Source organism: Corynebacterium sp. LaCa54, assembly GCF_046717495.1.
Lineage (GTDB): Bacteria > Actinomycetota > Actinomycetes > Mycobacteriales > Mycobacteriaceae > Corynebacterium > Corynebacterium kefirresidentii.
Window position 1 is genome coordinate 1,903,306 of record NZ_CP177115.1, and the last position, 17,000, is coordinate 1,920,305.

The following is a 17,000-nucleotide window of genomic DNA, read 5'->3' on the forward strand; positions in this document are numbered from 1 at the left end:
TATAACGAGGGACCAGGTGACGCTATGAATAAAGCCCGAGCCGGTGGCTCGGGCTTAAGTGCGTACGAAACGCTATAAAGGCTTTAAAGGTTCGGGAACCAGATAGCGATTTCGCGCTCTGCGGACTCTGGGGAGTCAGAGCCGTGCACGATGTTCTCGCCAACGGTCAGAGCGAAGTCGCCGCGGATGGTGCCCGGGGTGGCCTTGGAAACTGGGTCGGTGCCACCGGCCAGCTGACGCCATGCCTCGATGGCACGCTCGCCCTCGACAACACCAGCGATAAGCGGTGCGGAGGTGATGAACTCGACGAGGTCACCGAAGAATGGCTTATCCTTGTGCTCCTCGTAGTGCTTCTCCGCGGTCTCGCGGTCAGCAACGCGCAGATCGAGTTCGGCCAGCTTCAGGCCCTTGCGCTCGATTCGGGAGATGATTTCGCCTACGTGGCCGTTCTTTACGCCGTCCGGCTTGATGAGAATCAGTGTACGTTCAGTCATGCCCCACACTGTACCGAAACCACCCGACTGCGTCGCGCGCTGGGGTATTCCTTTGGGGTAAAAGTGTGGGGTCCAGGGCTATGCGAGTTGTTTAACTATCTCTTCGGCGCGCCCCTGCGAAGTCCCCCTGAACCACAGGCGTACCTGGCCTACTGCGGCGCCAAACTGTCCATTAGCCAACAGGCGTTGCAGCTCCGCTCGCTGTTCCTTATCCAAATCCTCGAAGGTGGCTTCTTTGGCCGGTTCGAAGTTGCTCCGCAGGGCCAAAACCAGAAAAACGCCGCCAATAATGAGGGCGACTAGCGGTAGCCACGGCGTTCCCGTAGCGGCACGGGCTACCACTGCGGCAACACAAGCGAGTGCGGCAAGGACGAGATAGAGAGTGCGCATGGCCGCCAGTCTATCGCGTCTTGGCCACTCGCCGAAGGCCGTCAAGGCTACCGTGCTATTTCTCGTTGAGGTGCTGCGTGGTGAGGTAGCCACGCTTCATGCGGGCGATGAGGTTACTGCGCAGGTAAACGGCCAGGAGCCACTCCAAGCCGAAGATGATGAAGATGGCGGCTACGGCCCAGTGGACCATAAAGCCCAAGATGACGCACAGCAGCTGCACCCACACGATGACGGTTAGCGCCCACTTCTTATTCATGAACGCGATCATCACTAGGTGAAAGACAATGGCGGCAAGGACAAAGCAATAGTTAAAAGGCGTCCACAGGGTGCCGTCATACAGCTTGTACAGCATCGGCAGTGCGAAGGATAGGGCGAGCGCCTCCATGGTCAGGGAGCTGGCAATGACCATCCCGTTGAAGCTTTTAAGTGGGTCCTTGACTGGGGCTTGGCCCATGCCTAGGGGTCCGATCTCGCTTTCAGGGATATGTTCCTCGCGGCCGCGGGCACGGCTGCTGCGGGGCGGGCGGGGTTGGCGCTCTCCGCCTGGGTGGTGATTGTCGCGGCTCATGCAGGTTCCTTTCCAAACATCGCGCGGGCGTCACCGGCAGTGACGACCGAGCCGGTGATGATAATGCCAGAGCCGGATTGCACCTCCGCGTCTTCAGCAAGTTCAACGGCTTGGGCATAAGCGCCGGGAAGATCCTCGGCAACGTGGACGCGTTCCTCGCCGTAAATATCGCGAGCAGTCTCGGCCAATTCATAAGCGTCGAGAGCCCGCGGCGAGGAGTTTTGGGTAATGACTACCTCGGTCAGATACGGCTCCAACGCGGTGAGAATGCCAGTTGCGTCCTTATCCGCAAAGATGGACAACACACCGATGAGGCGGGCGAAGTCGAAATCGCGGTCCAACGCTGCGCCTAAAGCCTTGGCACCGTGGGGGTTATGCGCGGCATCAATAAACGTCGTGGGGGAGGTACGTACGCGCTCGAGGCGGCCGGGCGAAATCGCCTGGGCGAAGCCATTGCGCACGGTAGCAACGTCCAATGGGTGGCCGGCCGAAGCCCCAAAGAAGGCCTCCACCGCTGCAAGGGCCACGGCAGCGTTCTTGGCTTGGTGCTCGCCATGGAGGGGAAGGAAAATGTCCTCATACAGGCCGCCGAGGCCTTGGATATTCACCTGCTGGCCGCCAACGGCAATGCGGGATTCGAGGGCCGCAAATTCGGAACCGGAGCGGGCCACGCCCGCCTCGACATCGACGGCCTGCTGCAAGATGACGCGCATGGCTTCTGGGTCCTGTTCCGCGATAACCACAATATTTTCATTCGGGGTCAACGGATCATCGGCATCCTCGCGCGGCTTAATAATGCCAGCTTTTTCACCTGCGATTTCGGTGATCGTATCGCCCAAATAATCCGTATGGTCCATGCCCACTGGGGTGATGACGGAGACGTCTGCAGTGACCACATTGGTGGCGTCCCAACGTCCGCCGAGTCCGACTTCGACGACAGCGACATCTACGGGGGCGTCGGCAAACGCAGCATAGGACAGGCCGACAAGGACCTCGAACTTAGACATAGGCACGTCCGATTGGGCATCGACCATTTCCACAAACGGCTTGATCTCGTGCCAAATACGCACATAATCGCGCGGGTGAATGGGCTGGCCATCGATGCCGATGCGCTCAGTAACGCGCTGCAGGTGTGGGCTAGTTACCAAGCCCACTCGGCGGTGGAAGGCACGCAGGAGCGAATCAACCATGCGTGCGGTAGAGGACTTACCATTGGTGCCAGCGATGTGGATGACATCAAAAGAACGCTCCGGGTGACCGAGCAGATCCATAAGCAGCTCGATGCGATCGAGGGAAGGCTCAATCTTGGTTTCGGGCCACCGCTCATTGAGTTCTTCTTCAACCTCCGCGAGGGCGCGTAGCTCCGCGGCGGAAACCTCCTGTGGGGCGGCCTCGTTGTACTCATCCTCGCCGCCCATGCCCAGATTGAGCGTCAGGCCGGACTCGGTGATTTCCACCGGACCGCCGTCGGTTCCTTCTTTGAGGGCATCGACGATCTCAAAATCCTCTGTGCCCTTGTCCTTTTCCGCCACTACTTCAGGCCTTCCAAACGGCTGGTAATGCGTTCAACCTCTTCGCGAGCGATCTGCTGGCGCTGCTTAATTTTATTAACCACTTCTTCCGGCGCCTTGGACAGGAAGTTCTCATTGCCAAGCTTCTTGCCGGTTTGCTCCAATTCCTTATTGGCTTTGGCCAAGTCCTTCTCTAAGCGCTTGCGCTCAGCCTCCACGTCTACAGCGCCGTGGGTATCTAGGGTGACCTCCACGGTGGCCTGGGAAAGGCGTACCTCAATGGAGGCGGAAGGATCGAAGTCTTCGGCCGGAGCGGTGGTATTAGCCAGGTTGCGCACCAGCTCTTCCTGGTTCGACAAGTCAGCAGCGGCAAAGTCGAGGCGGCCCGGGACCTTCTGAGAAGGCTTGACCCCCTGGTCAGAGCGGAAGCGGCGCAGCTCGGTAATGAGCTTATCCGCGTCTGCAATGCGACGGGCGGCCACCTCATCCTTGGTAGCGCCACCATTGGTATCGGCAACGGTGGGCCACGGTGCCACGACGATAGACTCGCCGCCGGTCAAAGCCTTCCAAAGCACCTCGGTCACGAAAGGCATGGTTGGGTGCAGCAGGCGCAGGACAACGTCTAGGACGCGTCCCAGGACAATCTGGGTATTGCGGCCCTGTTCACTGACACCATCCCGCGGGATCTGGGTCTTTGCAATCTCCAGGTACCAGTCACACAGCTCGTCCCAAGTGAAGTGGTAGAGCAGCTCGTTTGCTTTAGCGAACTGGTAATCATCCAGGTATGCATCCACCTTGGCGCGGACCTCTTCGGCGCGGTCGAGGATCCACCGGTCGGCGTCGCTAAGCTCGTCGCGGTTGGGCAACGTTGCTACGCCGGCGCCATTCATGAGGGCAAACTTGGTGGCGTTGAAAAGCTTGGTGGCGAAGTTACGGGCGGCCGCTGCAGCATCAGAGCCCAAAGGCAGGTCCACACCCGGGTTGGCACCGCGAGCAAGGGTAAAGCGCAGGGCGTCTGCGCCGTAGTCACGCACCCAATCCATCGGGTCAATGCCGTTGCCCAAAGACTTAGACATCTTGCGGCCCTGCTCATCGCGAACCAAGCCGTGCAGGTAAAGATCCTTAAATGGAACCTGCGGTCGACCATCGGTGCCCTCCCCCAAAAGCTCTGGGGTATGAGCGCCAGCGAAAGTACCGAACATCATCATGCGGGCTACCCAGAAGAACAAAATGTCATAGGCGGTGACCAGCACGTTGGTAGGATAGAACTTCTCCAGATCCGGGGTCTTGTCCGGCCAGCCGAGGGTGGAAAATGGCCACAGCGCGGAGGAGAACCACGTATCCAGCACATCAGGATCCTGCTCGTAGCCTGCTGGGGGCTCTTCATCGGGGCCGACGCAGACGATGTCTCGCTGGCCATCTTCGCCTTCCGGCCCGTACCAAATAGGAATGCGGTGACCCCACCACAGCTGCCGAGAGATGCACCAATCGTGCATATCATCGACCCACTCAAAGTAGCGCGGCTCCAGCGACTGCGGATGTAAGGTGGTATCTCCCTCGCGCACAGCAGCACCAGAGTCCTTGGCCATCTTTGATACGTCTACGAACCACTGCAGGGACAGGCGCGGCTCGATGGGTTCCCCAGAGCGCTCGGAGTGTCCCACGGAGTGAACATAAGGACGGATTTCCTTGACAATACGGCCCTGCTCACGCAGCGCCTCGCGGATTTCCACACGGGCTTCTTCGCGGGTCAGGCCGTCGAAGCGGGTGCCAGTATTGGCAATGTGGCCAGTGGTATCCATGACGGTAGGCATGTCCAAGTTGTGGCGGGTGCCCATCGCGTAGTCATTCGGATCGTGTGCCGGGGTGATTTTCACCGCGCCGGTACCAAACTCCATATCGACGTAATCGTCAGCGATGATCTTGAGCTTGAGGTCATCGCGGAATGGGTGCGGCAGCTCCTTGCCCACAAGATCAGCATAGCGCTCATCGTCTGGGTGAACGGCAATGGCAACGTCACCCAGCATGGTCTCTACACGGGTGGTGGCCACGATGAGGTGCGGTTCATCATCATTAAGCGAGCCATAGCGAATGGAAACCAGCTCGCCCTCGACGTCCTTGTAGACAACCTCGATATCAGAGACGGCGGTCTCCAGCACCGGCGACCAGTTGACCAGACGGTTAGCCTGGTAAATCATGCCCTCATCATAAAGGTTCTTAAAAATGGTCTGCACGGCGCGCGAGAGGCCATCGTCCAAGGTGAAACGCTCGCGAGACCAATCTACGGAGTCACCAATGGCACGCATCTGGTTCTGGATGGTGCCACCGTACTGTTCTTTCCACTCCCAGACCTTGTCAATGAACTCTTCGCGCTCGTAGTCCCAGCGCTTTTTGCCCTCGGTTTCCTTGAGTTTGGCTTCGACCTTGGTCTGGGTAGCAATGCCAGCGTGGTCGGCTCCTGGCAACCACAGCGTGGCGTAGCCTTGCATACGCTTGCGGCGGATAATGGAATCAATCAGCGTGTGGTCCAAAGCGTGGCCCATATGCAGCTGACCGGTCACATTCGGCGGCGGCAGCACGATGGAATAAGGCTCGGCCTCCGAATGGGCATCCGGGGTGAAGTAGCCCTTTTCTACCCAGCCCTCATAGAGGTCCTTTTCTACGGCCTGCGGCTCCCAAGACTTAGGCAGCGCATCAGCGCGGTTGGTACCAACTAATTGCTCATTATTTTGCTCAGTCACCTGGCCGATTCTACCTTGCACGTCAACCGGCTCATCTAGGCAGGGTGCACACCGAGTATGTGGTGCGCACCTAGTGGGTTTTAGAGCAGGTCTGCTACGGCTTCGCGCTCCTCACGCAGCTCGGCCACAGACGCTGCAATGCGCTCTTTTTGGAACTCGCTAAGCTCCAGCCCCTGCACGATCTCCCATTTTCCATCACGGCAGATGGTGGGGAATCCACAGATAAGGCCCTTGTCGACGCCGTAGGAACCGTCCGAGGGCACCGCCGCGGTGCGCCAATCCTCAGTGCCATGAATCCAGTCATGCATGTGGTCCACAGCTGCCGACGCCGCCGATGCGGCCGAGGAGCTGCCACGCACCTCAATAATCTCGGCACCGCGCTTCGCTACCTTGGGGATCATCTCTTCGCGGTACCAATCCTGGTCCACCTCGGCATTGGAAAAGGTGATGTCCGGGAACTGGCTTGCAGAGTGATTGCCCCAGACTGCCACCTTGGTGAAATCATTGGTGGACTTGCTGCTTTTCAGCGCTAGCTGGCTCAAGGTGCGGTTGTGGTCCAAGCGCATCAGAGCATTGAACTGAGAATCGTCCACATCCGGGGCATTTTTCGCAGCGATGAGAGCATTGGTATTTGCTGGGTTGCCCACCACAAGCACGCGGACATCGCGCGCGGCATAGTCATTGATGGCCTTGCCTTGCTTGGTGAAGATGGCACCATTGGCTTCCAGCAGATCCGCACGCTCCATACCCTTGCTGCGCGGGCGCGCGCCTACGAGGAAGGCAGCAGAGGTGTTTTCAAAGGCCTCCTTTAGGTCATCAGTTACCGTAATCGAGTTGACCAACGGCAGGGCGGAGTCATTGAGCTCCATGGCCACGCCCTGAGCCTTGCCCACCGCGGCGGGGATTTCCAGCAGCGCCAGATCTACCGGGGTGTCCTTGCCATAAACATCGCCGGCAGCGATGCGCCACAGCAGCGAATAAGCGATATTGCCAGCGGCACCGGTGACAGTGATTTTGACGGGCTGAGTCATGGTTAAAAGCCTCCTCAATGGCTGCGTCAAGGGCGGCACACGCGAGCCAGGCTGCTCGCACCGCCACGGAATGTACCCATCCCCGAGCTTAGCCCCACCGCCGCCTCTCGCGCTGTGAATCTGGCCCCCTCTTTTGGAGGGGATATTCGCTGAGGTTGCGCTAAATTACCCCCATTTACCTCCAAATTAACGCCCCCAATGGGTAAGAAGCTCCCGCAACGGGTGTCTAATCGGGCATGATGGGAAAAGGAAAAGCGGGGCTCTCCCCCACGCCACGCACACAGATTGCATGGGGCCTATCTACTCCCGCACTATTAGATATCAGTTGACCGCGCCACCGCTGCGCCGCAAGGATTAAGGACTTACGCCATGAGCACTGAGAATACTGATGCACTGCAGGATGCAGGCCAGGCGGATTCTCCTCACGCTGCCCACGCGGAATCCGTCAGCATTGACTCCGTGGTGGACGTAGCGATCAAGCACTTTTCCCGCAGTGGTTTCGCAGAAACCAAGCTGGAGACCATCGCCCAAGAATCGGGCATGTCCAAGCGCATGATCCACTACCACTTTGGCGATAAAAAGGGCTTGTACCTACGTGCACTCAGCACGGCCGCGCAGCGCCTTAATCCGCCGCAGGACGCTCTGGAAATCGATACCGCGGTTCCGGTCGAGGGCGTGCGCAAGTTGGTGGATTGGCTCTTCCGCGAACGCGTGGCCAACCCGGATGCTATTCGCATGCTGGTATGGGAGAGCAATCAGCAGATTGTGGATCCAGCTCAGCAAGCTATTGCCGACGTCGCCGGAGTCGCCCTCCACCTCGACCGCCTGCTGCTCTTGGGCCAAGACGCCGGTGCTTTCCGCCCAGGTATTTCCGCCAATGACATTTTCACCCTGATTTCCTCGTTGACCGTCTACCGCGTAACCAACCAGGTGATGGTGGAAAACATGCTGGGCGTGAACTTCAATACCCAAGAAAATATCGATGGTATGCATAGGCTTACCGTCGATGCTGTGCTGGCGTTTTTGACCGCCAATATTCCGGACTCGGGCCACGAGTCCTACCTCACCTCATCCTCGTTCGATACGAAAGAGGGAGACGAGGCCTCACCACAGGATATTTACAGCGAGGAGTAGTCGCGCCGGCAGGCGCTTAGGCAGATTCCTTCGCCTCGTCCTTATAGCTAAACTGCGGCTCCGCGCCCTCTGTCACGCACTCTGGGGTGATATGTACCGCGGCGATATCCTCGCGGTCCGGCAGATCATACATAACTGGCACCAGCAGCTCTTCCATGATGGCGCGCAGGCCACGTGCACCTGTCTTACGCTCCAAGGCAAGCTCTGCGATGGCATCCAACGCCGCCGGCTCGAATTCCAATTCGCAGTCATCCATCTCAAATAGGCGACTGTACTGCTTGACCAAGGAGTTCTTTGGCTCGGTAAGCACTTTGACCAAGGATTCACGGTCCAAGTTATCCACCGTGGCCACGACGGGCAGGCGCCCGATGAATTCTGGAATCAGGCCAAACTTCACAAGGTCCTCAGGGCGTACCTGGGAAAAGAGGTCGACCTTTTCGCGCTCATCCTTGGTATCCAAGTTGGCGCCAAAGCCCACGCCCTTTTTGCCCACTCGATCCGCAATAACCTGGTCGAGCCCAGCGAATGCGCCGGCAACGATGAACAAGATATTCGAGGTGTCTAGCTGGATGAACTCCTGATTCGGGTGCTTGCGCCCACCCTGCGGTGGAATGGCCGCCACGGTACCTTCCAGGATCTTCAGCAAGGCCTGCTGAACACCCTCACCGGAGACATCGCGGGTGATGGACGGATTCTCGGACTTGCGGGAAATCTTGTCCACTTCGTCGACGTAAATGATGCCGCGCTGGGCACGCTCCACATCAAAGTCTGCGGCTTGCAGCAGCTTTAACAGGATATTTTCCACGTCTTCACCCACGTAGCCGGCCTCGGTGAGGCTAGTGGCATCGGCGATGGCAAAGGGGACGTCGAGAAGCCGGGCCAAGGTCTGTGCCAAGTAGGTCTTTCCGGAACCAGTAGGTCCCAACATCAAGATATTGGACTTAGAGATCTCCACCTCATCGCCCTCGGCCTTTTTGCGCCGTGCTTCCAACGCGGCAGACTCTTCCGCCTTGATGCGCTTGTAGTGGTTGTAGACCGCCACAGATAGCACGCGCTTGGCTTTGTCTTGGCCAATGACGTATTTATCCAGGAAGGCAGAAATCTGCGAGGGCCGAGGCAGGCGCACCTCCGCGTCGGAGGATTCCTGCGCCTGTTCTTGGCCCAGTTCCTCTTCGATGATTTCATTGCATAGCTCGATGCACTCGTCACAGATGTAGACACCGCCGCCGGCGATGAGTTTTTTCACCTGTTTCTGACTCTTGCCACAAAAGGAGCACTTGAGCAGGTCAGCGCTTTCTTGCATACGTGCCATTAAGTTCTTTCACACTCGCTTTTCGTACCGCTATCCACAAATGGAAGGATGATTCTACCCTTCCGAGCGGCTTAATCTTCATCTATTTCTACCTTAGTAAATCAACCCGACAGGCCCTTCATTCATTCCCTTCCGCGTGGCGAATTTCCCCGACTTTCCTTGCTCCTGCGACCTAAGCTAAAAGGTGAAACGACCTTCATTCCGCCCCGTTAGGAACAGGAGAATTATGTTCGATCTCACAGACCACGTAGCCGTTGTCACCGGCGGTGCTTCCGGCATTGGCCGCGGCATTGCCGCTTCACTTAGCGAGGCCGGCGCCTCTGTCATCATTGCCGATGTCAATCTAGAGCACGCCACCGCTACCGCAAAAGAGCTAGGTGCCAGTGCGATTCATGTGGATGTCACCGACCGTACTTCTGTACAGGAAATGTACCGCCATGTTGTTGCCACGCATGGCGGGTTCGACATCGTCTGTTCCAATGCCGGCGTCTTTCCCAATTGCCCATTAGCAGAAATGACCGATGAGCAGTGGGAGGCCATGTTTGCCATCAATACCCACGGCACCTTTAAGGTGGTCCAGGAAGCACTCCCCTACCTCCAGGAACGCCGCTATGGACGCATCGTAATTACCACGTCCATCACCGGCTCGCACACGGGCTTTCCTGGCTGGGCCCACTACGGCGCCTCAAATCCGCCCAACAAGGATTTATGCGCTCAGCTGCGCTCGAAGTCGCTCGCGATGGCATCACCATCAACAGTGTTCTTCCCGGCAATATCCTCACTGACGGTCTCAAGGCCCAAGGCCAAGAGTATCTCGATCAGATGACGCGATCGGTGCCATTGCATCGTCTCGGCACTCCACGCGATATCGGCAATGCGGCGGCTTTCCTTGCCTCAGAAGAGGCAGGCTTTATTACCGGCCAGACCCTAATTATTGATGGCGGCCAACTCCTGCCCGAAACCCCGGAGGCCATCTTGCCGCCGCGCGATTAGCCGCGCTTACCGAAGTCCACCGAGTCCGGCAAAGCACGAGGCCCCTTGCTGCACAGTATGCGGCAAGGGGCCTCGTGGGGATTTCATTCAGTAGCTGCTTACTGCAGCCAGTCGAAGTCGAGCAGGAAGAGTTCTGCGTCGAGCATCTCAACTTCATCCGGTGCATGACCGGTGACGACTTCTAGCGCTTCTGCTACGTCTTTAGTCGTAGCAGGAGTCTTATCAGCGTCAAGCAGGGTTTCTGCCACCAAAGCACGGACCGGAGCTTCCGAAATGGTGTCCAGGCCGGTACCAGTGGTGGAGCCCTTGAACGCATCAGCAATGCCGTCCATCAAAGAACGCATCTTGTTCATTTCTCACACCTCCATGTGGCTTTCTCTCTGTCTGATACAGAAGAATATACGTGACACAGCCCCGTTAGGCAACCCATAGGTCGCTTAAAGTTAACCTTTTGTTAACTTTCGGAGAATGTGCCACGCATCACTTGGAAGGTTGACTTCCCCCTCAGGAAGGGAGGAATAACTTAGAGGTCACCGAACGGCGCGAAGCCGAAGTAATGGTCCAGCGTATCGCGAGCAATCCACATGATGGCCACGAGGATAACTACGGCTAGCACTGCGTAAACGGTCCAACCAAGCACCTTCATCTGAGTGCTTGCCGGAGTATCCCCTACGACAACACCGTTGTCATCACGAATGGGGTCACCGGTCATACAACGCATACCCAGGGAGAAAAGGAGCGGAATGCCAGCGCCAAATACCAATGCCAGGCCGGCAACATGGAGAAGAGACTGGAAGATTTCTGCAGCAGTCATGGTTTAGCGCTCCTCTTGAGCAGTAGACGGCGCGGAGGTGTCCTCCGCCTGGGTTGCAGCAACTGGGGCGGCGCCGGCAGCAACCGGCTCCTGACGGTTGGACTCAGCTCCCATGGAGGAATCCACGGACTCGGAGTTTGGATCCCAATCGTTGTTCACGTTGGAGGCATCCACTGGGTTCATGCGGGAGCGGATGACGATAAGTCCGGCCATGGCCAGCAGCAAGACAAAGTCAACGATGGCGCCAGTTGCCACGTTAGTAAAGGAGGAGACACCGTGTGCCAACCACCACGTAGCAAAGCCAACAAACGCAGCGCAGGGCAGGGTGATAAGCCACGCGGAAACCATACGCATCGCAACACCCCAGCGAACCTCGGCACCGCGACGTCCCAGGCCGGTACCCAAGATGGAACCGGTGGACACGTGAGTGGTGGACAGCGCCATACCACCGGTAGCGGAGGTCAAAATGATTGCCGCGGAGGTAGCTTCAGCGGCCATACCCTGCGGGGACTCAATCTCCACCAGTCCCTTACCCAGGGTGCGGATAACGCGCCAGCCACCGGACATGGTGCCGGCTGCGATTGCTACGGCACAGCAGACGATAACCCAGGTAGGGATGCGGGAGTCAGCAACCGCATGCCCGGAAGCAACCAGCGCCAGGAAGATAACGCCCATGGTCTTCTGCGCATCGCCAGCACCGTGTGCCAGCGACACCAAGCAAGCGGTGACAATCTGGCCATGGCGGAAGTGCTCGTTCTTAGCCTTATTCGGAATGGTGTTGGTAACCCAGTAGATAAGGAAGGTGGCACACGCGGAAACTAGGGCCGCAATAATCGGCGAGGCAACGGCCGGGATAACGATCTTGCCAGCGATAGAAGACCACTCAACGCCAGCCGTACCCATGGCGGCGAAGGCGGCACCAATAAGGCCGCCAAACAGCGCGTGGGAAGAACTCGATGGCATGCCCAGCAACCAAGTAAAAAGGTTCCAAATAATGCCGCCGATAAGGCCAGTAAAGACCACCATCAGCAGCGCCTGGCCGTCAGTGTCTGCTGCGGCGCCGGACAAATCATATGAATCGAGGTTAACAATGCCTTTCGCTACGGTCGCAGCAACATTGACCGAAAGGAAGGCACCAACCAGGTTAAGGACTGCGGAGATTGCCACCGCAGTAAATGGCTTCAAAGCACCGGTGGCAATGGACGTAGCCATCGCGTTGGCAGTGTCATGAAATCCGTTCGTAAAGTCAAAGGCAAGGGCGGTAACCACCACAATGCCGAGGATGATCAGAGTCGCTGTCACAGCGTTGGCCCCTTGGAAAGAAAAAGATGAACACGGTACGTATCTACGGCGCCTTCACGCGTCGCGGACGAAATGCAGAATACTCCAGCCCCGAACCATAGACAATTGCTTTTCTTTAACGTTTTCTTTGGTTAACCTTTAGTTAACCTACCGCAGCATAGAACCGTGCCTTTTGGGGTTTCCACCGGCTTAGAAATGCCCTGCTTAGAATACTTATATTCTTTTACCCCCACCGCTTAGCTTGAGTGATAAAAACCACTAAGGGAGGTATGTCGCATTTGAATCGACACACCTCCCATTTCGGGCTCTTTTAACACCCTTTAGCGGAAGCTAGAAAACTTCCTTACTACCCAGCGGCTAAGGACAAGCAATATACCGCCCAACACGATAGATACAACGCCAAGGGAGATAAAGAAGGTATTCTCCGCGCCTGCATCATCTGGGTTGTAGAAGCTAGCCAAAGAGCCAGCCAGGGACGTGCCCATTGCCACGGCCATCATCCATACCGCCATCATGCGGGATGGGAATGCCTCTGGCGCCACCTTGGTAGCTAGAGAATTGCCCACCGGCGAAAGGAGGAGTTCCGCCATGGTGAAAAGGAAGAGAATGAAAATGATGACATACATCGGGGTGGAGTTCGCTTCCGCCCCCGAGAAAGGAAGGAAGAAAAACAAGGAGATGCCGATGACGATATTGGCAGCGCCAAACTTTACTGGGGTGGACCACTGCCTATCCCCTAGCTTTGTCCACATCGTTGCAAAGACCGCGGAGAAAATAACAATGAAGACTGGATTAATGGACTGGACGAGTGATGGAGGAATTTCCCAACCAAATACGTGGCGGTCCAAGCGCACATCCGAGTAAATCGTCATAACGGTGAACTGCTGCTGGAAGATACCAAAGAACAAAACACCGGAAATGAACATCGGAATAAAGCCCAGCAGGCGGTTCTTTTCTTCGCGGGTTACCAACTTCGAGGTATACATCTGAACCCACAGATAAACTGCAGCCAGAAGTGCCACCGCGGTAACAATATTGGAAAGCCAATCAACCTGAATAGCGCCGGTTGCCAGTGCCACAACCATAACCACAATGATGGCCGCTACTGCCAACACACCCATAAGCAATTGCTTGAAGCTCGCTGGGTTTGGAACCTCATGCCCCGCGTCTTTGATAGTGGTCTTGCGCATGAGCGAATATTGAATCAGGCCGAGCGCCATGCCGATTGCTGCGATACCAAAGCCCCAGTGGAAACCCTGCCAGCCCCACAGGGCAGTGGTGAGCAGTGGACCAACGAGAGCGCCGATATTAACGCCCATATAGAAGATGGAGAAGCCACCATCGCGGCGCGGATCATCGCGACTGTACATGGCACCAAGCACAACCTGCGCGGTGGTCTTAACACCGCCGGAGCCGATGGCGATAAGAACGAGGCCAATGGCCAAACCAGTTATTGCGGGAATAAACGCCAAAGCAATGTGGCCAAGCATCACCATGCTAGCCGAGTAAAACAGTGTGCGTTCTGCGCCTAAGACACGGTCAGCAACAAGAGAAGCCAACAAGCAGGCCATGTAGACCAAGCCGCCGTAGGCACCCACGATAGACGTCGCGTCCGCTCGGTCCAGGCCAAGGCCACCATCGGTAGTGGCGTAATACATGTACAGCAAGACAAGGGCTTGCATGCCATAGAAGCTAAAGCGCTCCCACATTTCCACGCCGAAGAGGTTGGCCAATCCCCAAGGGTGCCCAAAGAATGTGCGTTCGCCGCTCTGCGGCGTGGGCGCAGCGGCCTGAGCCGCCGCGTCGGATGTGTGTTTCTCCATAAAAATATATGACCACTTAGAGGTCTAAATCACAAATCGACCATTATAAGTTTAGTGTCGCACGATAGAAATAAACCTAACGACCTGCAGATATTGCGAGAGAGACTTACCCCATTCGGGTGCAGCAAGAATTACCGGGCATTGCCCCTTCCCTGCCCCACAATGCTGAAAGCCCCTGCCTCACAACCGGAACTCGGTTGAGCGGCAGGGGCTACCTAGAATGAGTTATTCCAAATTAAGCGTTGAGCTTGCGGTAATCAAAGACCGTATCGATGATGCCGTATTCAACGGCTTCCTGAGCGGTCAGAATCTTATCGCGATCCGTATCAATGCGGATCTGCTCAGCGGTACGACCGGTGTGCTCAGACAGGGTGGTTTCCATCAGCTTGCGCATGCGCTCAATCTCGGCGGCCTGGATCTCTAGATCAGAAACCTGACCCTGAGTACCCTGAGTTGCCGGCTGGTGAATGAGCACGCGGGAGTTCGGCAAAGCTGCACGCTTGCCCGGCGCACCGGCGGCAAGCAGCACAGCTGCCGCCGAAGCGGCCTGGCCCAAGCACACGGTCTGCACGTCCGGGCGGACGTAGCGCATGGTGTCATAGATGGCCATCAGCGCGGTAAAGGAGCCGCCCGGGGAGTTGATGTACATCGTAATATCGCGGTCTGGGTCCTGGGACTCCAGGACCAGCAGCTGCGCCATGATGTCGTTAGCGGAGGTGTCATCGACCTGGGTGCCCAGGAAGATGATGCGCTCCTCAAACAGCTTGGAGTACGGGTTGGTTTCCTTAGTGCCCTGTGCGGACTGCTCAATGAAGGACGGCAGAACGTAGCGGGAACTTGGCATCTGGGACTGATTCATAGTGATTTTCTCCTTATTCCCTAGTTGCTCAGCGGGCCGTTAACGGACTCAATGACGTGGTCAACAATGCCGTAGTCCTTGGCCTGTTGGGCGGTCATCCAACGGTCACGGTCGGAGTCCTTGGTGATCTGCTCAAAGGTCTGGCCGGTGTGCTCGGCAATGAGCTCCGCCATCTCCCGCTTGGTCTGAGCAAATTGCTCAGCCTGGATGGCGATGTCCGCAGCGGTACCACCGACACCAGCGGAAGGCTGGTGCATCATAATGCGCGCGTGCGGCAGAGCGTAGCGCTTGCCCTTGGTGCCGCCGGAAAGCAGGAACTGACCCATGGAGGCAGCCAGGCCCATGCCGTACGTGGCAATATCGCACGGCGAGTACTTCATGGTGTCATAAATAGCCATGCCCGCAGTGACAGAGCCACCCGGGGAGTTGATGTAGAGCGAAATGTCGCGAGTGGGGTCCTCGGCGGACAGCAGGAGGATCTGGGCGCACAGCTTGTTCGCAATCTCATCATCGACCTGGGTTCCCAGGAAGATAATGCGCTCGCGCAACAGGCGCTCGTACACGCTATCGCTCAGATTCATACCCGTAGACGACGAGTTCATTGAAATCTTCTCAGACATTAGTGGTTCTCCTTCAAGTGAAGAATGCTTTAACTGGCCCCACCTTACCGGCATTCCTCTCAAACTTGGCCTCTGTTCGCTATGAGCGTTGGGCCACAGCGCCAAAGGCGCACACGGAAGCTGGGTTAACATTTACTCATGTCTGTTTCCGAGCTGTCCACCAGTACCCAGAACTATTTGAAAGCTATCTGGGGGCTAAAGGAATGGTCATCCGAGCCCGTTACCGCCACGCTTATAGCGAAACAGCTGGGACTCAAGCTCTCCTCGGTTTCCGATGCAGTGCGCAAAATGGCGAAGCAAGGGCTCGTGTCACACACGCCCTATGGCTCTGTGGAGTTAACCGAACTTGGCAGGCAGTACGCATTGGTCATGGTGCGCCGTCACCGATTGCTTGAGTCTTTTTTGGTTCAAGCATTGGGCTACACCTGGGACGAAGTCCATAATGAAGCCGAAAATCTCGAACACGCGGTGTCTGACATGCTCATAGAACGTGTGGATAAGTTCCTTGATTACCCCACTAGGGATCCGCACGGCGATCCTATCCCTACGGTTGATGGACAGATCACCATCCCCAGTGCGCATCGCCTCACCGACAGCGGTGCACAATCGCAGGTGACCGTGGAACGCATTTCTGATTCCGACCCACAACTGCTGAAGTTCCTTGAAGAGCGCGGCATTGTCACTGGGGCTGTTCTTAGCACGCGCGAGGGAGCGCCCTTTTCAGATTCTCTCGAAATACAGGTGGCCGGCGGCACTCAGTGGGTAGTACTTGGACGCCCAGCTACCGACGCAGTGTTTGTAGCACACCACAACCTTTAGACATTCCCCTTTGCATTAATCCTGCTCTCACCTGCCCTTTTCAAAACTACGTTATACCGTAGTTGCAACTACGGCATTGCGTAGTTAGTCTTTTCGAATATCACCTACCCCACTTATGGCTAAGGCCAGGATGAGCAGGATTGCCATGTCAGACTCACCAGATTTGGTGTACTTTTCCAGCGTTTCAGAGAACACGAAAAGATTCGTCGAACGCTTAGATAGACCCGCGGTGCGCATTCCACTGCGCCCCAAGAAAACCGGGATGATCCAGGTTTCACACCCGTACGTACTCATCGTTCCCACCTACGGCGGCGGCTCGCTCAAACGCGCAGTCCCCAAACAGGTCATCGACTTCCTCAATGACCCAATCAACCGCTCCTTTATCCGGGGCGTTATTACCTCAGGGAATACCAACTTCGGAAGTGCTTACTGCGTCGCCGGACGCATCATTTCCGCCAAGTGCCACGTACCGGAGCTGTATCACTTCGAGCTTCTCGGCACCCAGAAGGACATCGCCGCCGTAAAGCAGGGCCTTCAGAAGTTTTGGAAGCAGCAAAAGCAGCTAACGATGACACCCCATTAATCCCCC

At 56.9% G+C, this 17,000-nt stretch carries 16 protein-coding genes and 1 pseudogene; 4 read left to right on the forward strand and 13 right to left on the reverse strand.

Translation table 11 applies throughout. The annotated features are described in order from the left end of the window. Window positions 1-83 precede the first annotated feature (83 nt). From ndk to ACLI1M_RS09260, 6 genes are all read right to left on the reverse strand, one after another. Window positions 84-494, reverse strand: coding sequence for a nucleoside-diphosphate kinase (ndk, locus tag ACLI1M_RS09235; protein ID WP_005324068.1), 411 nt, complete (start codon window positions 492-494; stop codon window positions 84-86). A gap of 78 nt (window positions 495-572) precedes the next feature. Beyond that, complete coding sequence (locus ACLI1M_RS09240; RefSeq protein ID WP_023020931.1) at window positions 573-884, reverse strand: hypothetical protein; 312 nt, start codon at window positions 882-884, stop codon at window positions 573-575. A 55-nt stretch (window positions 885-939) separates the two neighbouring features. Next, window positions 940-1,452 carry a DUF4233 domain-containing protein gene (locus tag ACLI1M_RS09245; protein WP_023020930.1) on the reverse strand — a complete coding sequence of 171 codons (513 nt, stop codon included), beginning with the start codon at window positions 1,450-1,452 and terminating at the stop codon, window positions 940-942. Next, window positions 1,449-2,984: a bifunctional tetrahydrofolate synthase/dihydrofolate synthase gene (gene folC / locus ACLI1M_RS09250; RefSeq protein WP_239205001.1), complete on the reverse strand. Its 1,536-nt coding sequence runs from the start codon at window positions 2,982-2,984 to the stop codon at window positions 1,449-1,451. Before folC ends, ACLI1M_RS09245 begins: the two co-directional genes overlap by 4 nt. After that, window positions 2,984-5,704: a valine--tRNA ligase gene (locus ACLI1M_RS09255; RefSeq protein ID WP_316327903.1), complete on the reverse strand. Its 2,721-nt coding sequence runs from the start codon at window positions 5,702-5,704 to the stop codon at window positions 2,984-2,986. Before ACLI1M_RS09255 ends, folC begins: the two co-directional genes overlap by 1 nt. A gap of 80 nt (window positions 5,705-5,784) precedes the next feature. Further along, window positions 5,785-6,735: a malate dehydrogenase gene (locus ACLI1M_RS09260; protein WP_239207920.1), complete on the reverse strand. Its 951-nt coding sequence runs from the start codon at window positions 6,733-6,735 to the stop codon at window positions 5,785-5,787. A 369-nt stretch (window positions 6,736-7,104) separates the two neighbouring features. On the opposite strand from ACLI1M_RS09260, the gene ACLI1M_RS09265 reads away from it, so the two are divergent. Further along, window positions 7,105-7,869, forward strand: a complete 765-nt coding sequence (locus ACLI1M_RS09265; RefSeq protein WP_239204995.1) for a TetR/AcrR family transcriptional regulator — start codon at window positions 7,105-7,107, stop codon at window positions 7,867-7,869. Between the two features lie 16 nt (window positions 7,870-7,885). Here the strand turns inward: ACLI1M_RS09265 and clpX are convergent, their stop codons facing one another. Beyond that, the gene (clpX, locus tag ACLI1M_RS09270) at window positions 7,886-9,181 is read right to left on the reverse strand and encodes an ATP-dependent Clp protease ATP-binding subunit ClpX (protein ID WP_023020925.1); all 1,296 of its coding nucleotides are present in this window, start codon (window positions 9,179-9,181) and stop codon (window positions 7,886-7,888) included. Window positions 9,182-9,407: 226 nt separating this feature from the next. Here clpX and fabG point away from each other — a divergent pair. After that, window positions 9,408-10,174 (forward strand): annotated as a pseudogene (fabG, locus tag ACLI1M_RS09275) (3-oxoacyl-ACP reductase FabG). 98 nt (window positions 10,175-10,272) lie between these two features. On the opposite strand, the gene ACLI1M_RS09280 reads toward fabG, so the two are convergent. The 6 genes from ACLI1M_RS09280 to ACLI1M_RS09305 all read right to left on the reverse strand — a co-directional run bounded on the left by ACLI1M_RS09280 (window position 10,273) and on the right by ACLI1M_RS09305 (window position 15,592). Then, window positions 10,273-10,527, reverse strand: a complete 255-nt coding sequence (locus ACLI1M_RS09280) for a hypothetical protein (protein WP_411706535.1) — start codon at window positions 10,525-10,527, stop codon at window positions 10,273-10,275. Between the two features lie 170 nt (window positions 10,528-10,697). Further along, a complete protein-coding gene (locus ACLI1M_RS09285) occupies window positions 10,698-10,988 on the reverse strand; it encodes a hypothetical protein (RefSeq protein ID WP_023020922.1) in 291 nt (96 codons plus the stop codon). Between the two features lie 3 nt (window positions 10,989-10,991). Further along, window positions 10,992-12,290: an inorganic phosphate transporter gene (locus ACLI1M_RS09290; protein WP_239207921.1), complete on the reverse strand. Its 1,299-nt coding sequence runs from the start codon at window positions 12,288-12,290 to the stop codon at window positions 10,992-10,994. Window positions 12,291-12,610: 320 nt separating this feature from the next. Next, a complete protein-coding gene (locus ACLI1M_RS09295) occupies window positions 12,611-14,113 on the reverse strand; it encodes a peptide MFS transporter (protein ID WP_239207922.1) in 1,503 nt (500 codons plus the stop codon). Window positions 14,114-14,348: 235 nt separating this feature from the next. Beyond that, window positions 14,349-14,972 (reverse strand): ATP-dependent Clp protease proteolytic subunit, encoded by a 624-nt coding sequence (locus ACLI1M_RS09300; protein ID WP_005324052.1) that lies wholly within the window; start codon window positions 14,970-14,972, stop codon window positions 14,349-14,351. A 20-nt stretch (window positions 14,973-14,992) separates the two neighbouring features. Continuing rightward, window positions 14,993-15,592 carry an ATP-dependent Clp protease proteolytic subunit gene (locus ACLI1M_RS09305; protein ID WP_005324051.1) on the reverse strand — a complete coding sequence of 200 codons (600 nt, stop codon included), beginning with the start codon at window positions 15,590-15,592 and terminating at the stop codon, window positions 14,993-14,995. A gap of 138 nt (window positions 15,593-15,730) precedes the next feature. Here ACLI1M_RS09305 and ACLI1M_RS09310 point away from each other — a divergent pair, with 138 nt between their 5' ends. Together ACLI1M_RS09310 and nrdI are read left to right on the forward strand one after the other, a co-directional pair. Next, entirely contained in the window at window positions 15,731-16,411 is a 681-nt protein-coding gene (locus tag ACLI1M_RS09310; RefSeq protein WP_005324050.1) for a metal-dependent transcriptional regulator, read from the forward strand. 115 nt (window positions 16,412-16,526) lie between these two features. Further along, window positions 16,527-16,994, forward strand: a complete 468-nt coding sequence (gene nrdI, locus ACLI1M_RS09315) for a class Ib ribonucleoside-diphosphate reductase assembly flavoprotein NrdI (RefSeq protein WP_150850436.1) — start codon at window positions 16,527-16,529, stop codon at window positions 16,992-16,994. The last annotated feature ends 6 nt before the right edge of the window (window positions 16,995-17,000 follow it).

Bases quoted from the DNA above. Each gene is read 5' to 3' on its own strand.
- ACLI1M_RS09265 (WP_239204995.1), top strand. From the start codon at position 7,105: ATGAGCACTGAGAATACTGATGCACTGCAGGATGCAGGCCAGGCGGAT.
- ndk (WP_005324068.1), bottom strand. From the start codon at position 494: ATGACTGAACGTACACTGATTCTCATCAAGCCGGACGGCGTAAAGAAC.
- ACLI1M_RS09300 (WP_005324052.1), bottom strand. From the start codon at position 14,972: ATGAATCAGTCCCAGATGCCAAGTTCCCGCTACGTTCTGCCGTCCTTC.
- ACLI1M_RS09245 (WP_023020930.1), bottom strand. From the start codon at position 1,452: ATGAGCCGCGACAATCACCACCCAGGCGGAGAGCGCCAACCCCGCCCG.
- ACLI1M_RS09285 (WP_023020922.1), bottom strand. From the start codon at position 10,988: ATGACTGCTGCAGAAATCTTCCAGTCTCTTCTCCATGTTGCCGGCCTG.
- ACLI1M_RS09305 (WP_005324051.1), bottom strand. From the start codon at position 15,592: ATGTCTGAGAAGATTTCAATGAACTCGTCGTCTACGGGTATGAATCTG.
- ACLI1M_RS09240 (WP_023020931.1), bottom strand. From the start codon at position 884: ATGCGCACTCTCTATCTCGTCCTTGCCGCACTCGCTTGTGTTGCCGCA.
- ACLI1M_RS09310 (WP_005324050.1), top strand. From the start codon at position 15,731: ATGTCTGTTTCCGAGCTGTCCACCAGTACCCAGAACTATTTGAAAGCT.
- nrdI (WP_150850436.1), top strand. From the start codon at position 16,527: ATGGCTAAGGCCAGGATGAGCAGGATTGCCATGTCAGACTCACCAGAT.
- clpX (WP_023020925.1), bottom strand. From the start codon at position 9,181: ATGGCACGTATGCAAGAAAGCGCTGACCTGCTCAAGTGCTCCTTTTGT.
- ACLI1M_RS09295 (WP_239207922.1), bottom strand. From the start codon at position 14,113: ATGGAGAAACACACATCCGACGCGGCGGCTCAGGCCGCTGCGCCCACG.
- ACLI1M_RS09260 (WP_239207920.1), bottom strand. From the start codon at position 6,735: ATGACTCAGCCCGTCAAAATCACTGTCACCGGTGCCGCTGGCAATATC.
- ACLI1M_RS09280 (WP_411706535.1), bottom strand. From the start codon at position 10,527: ATGAACAAGATGCGTTCTTTGATGGACGGCATTGCTGATGCGTTCAAG.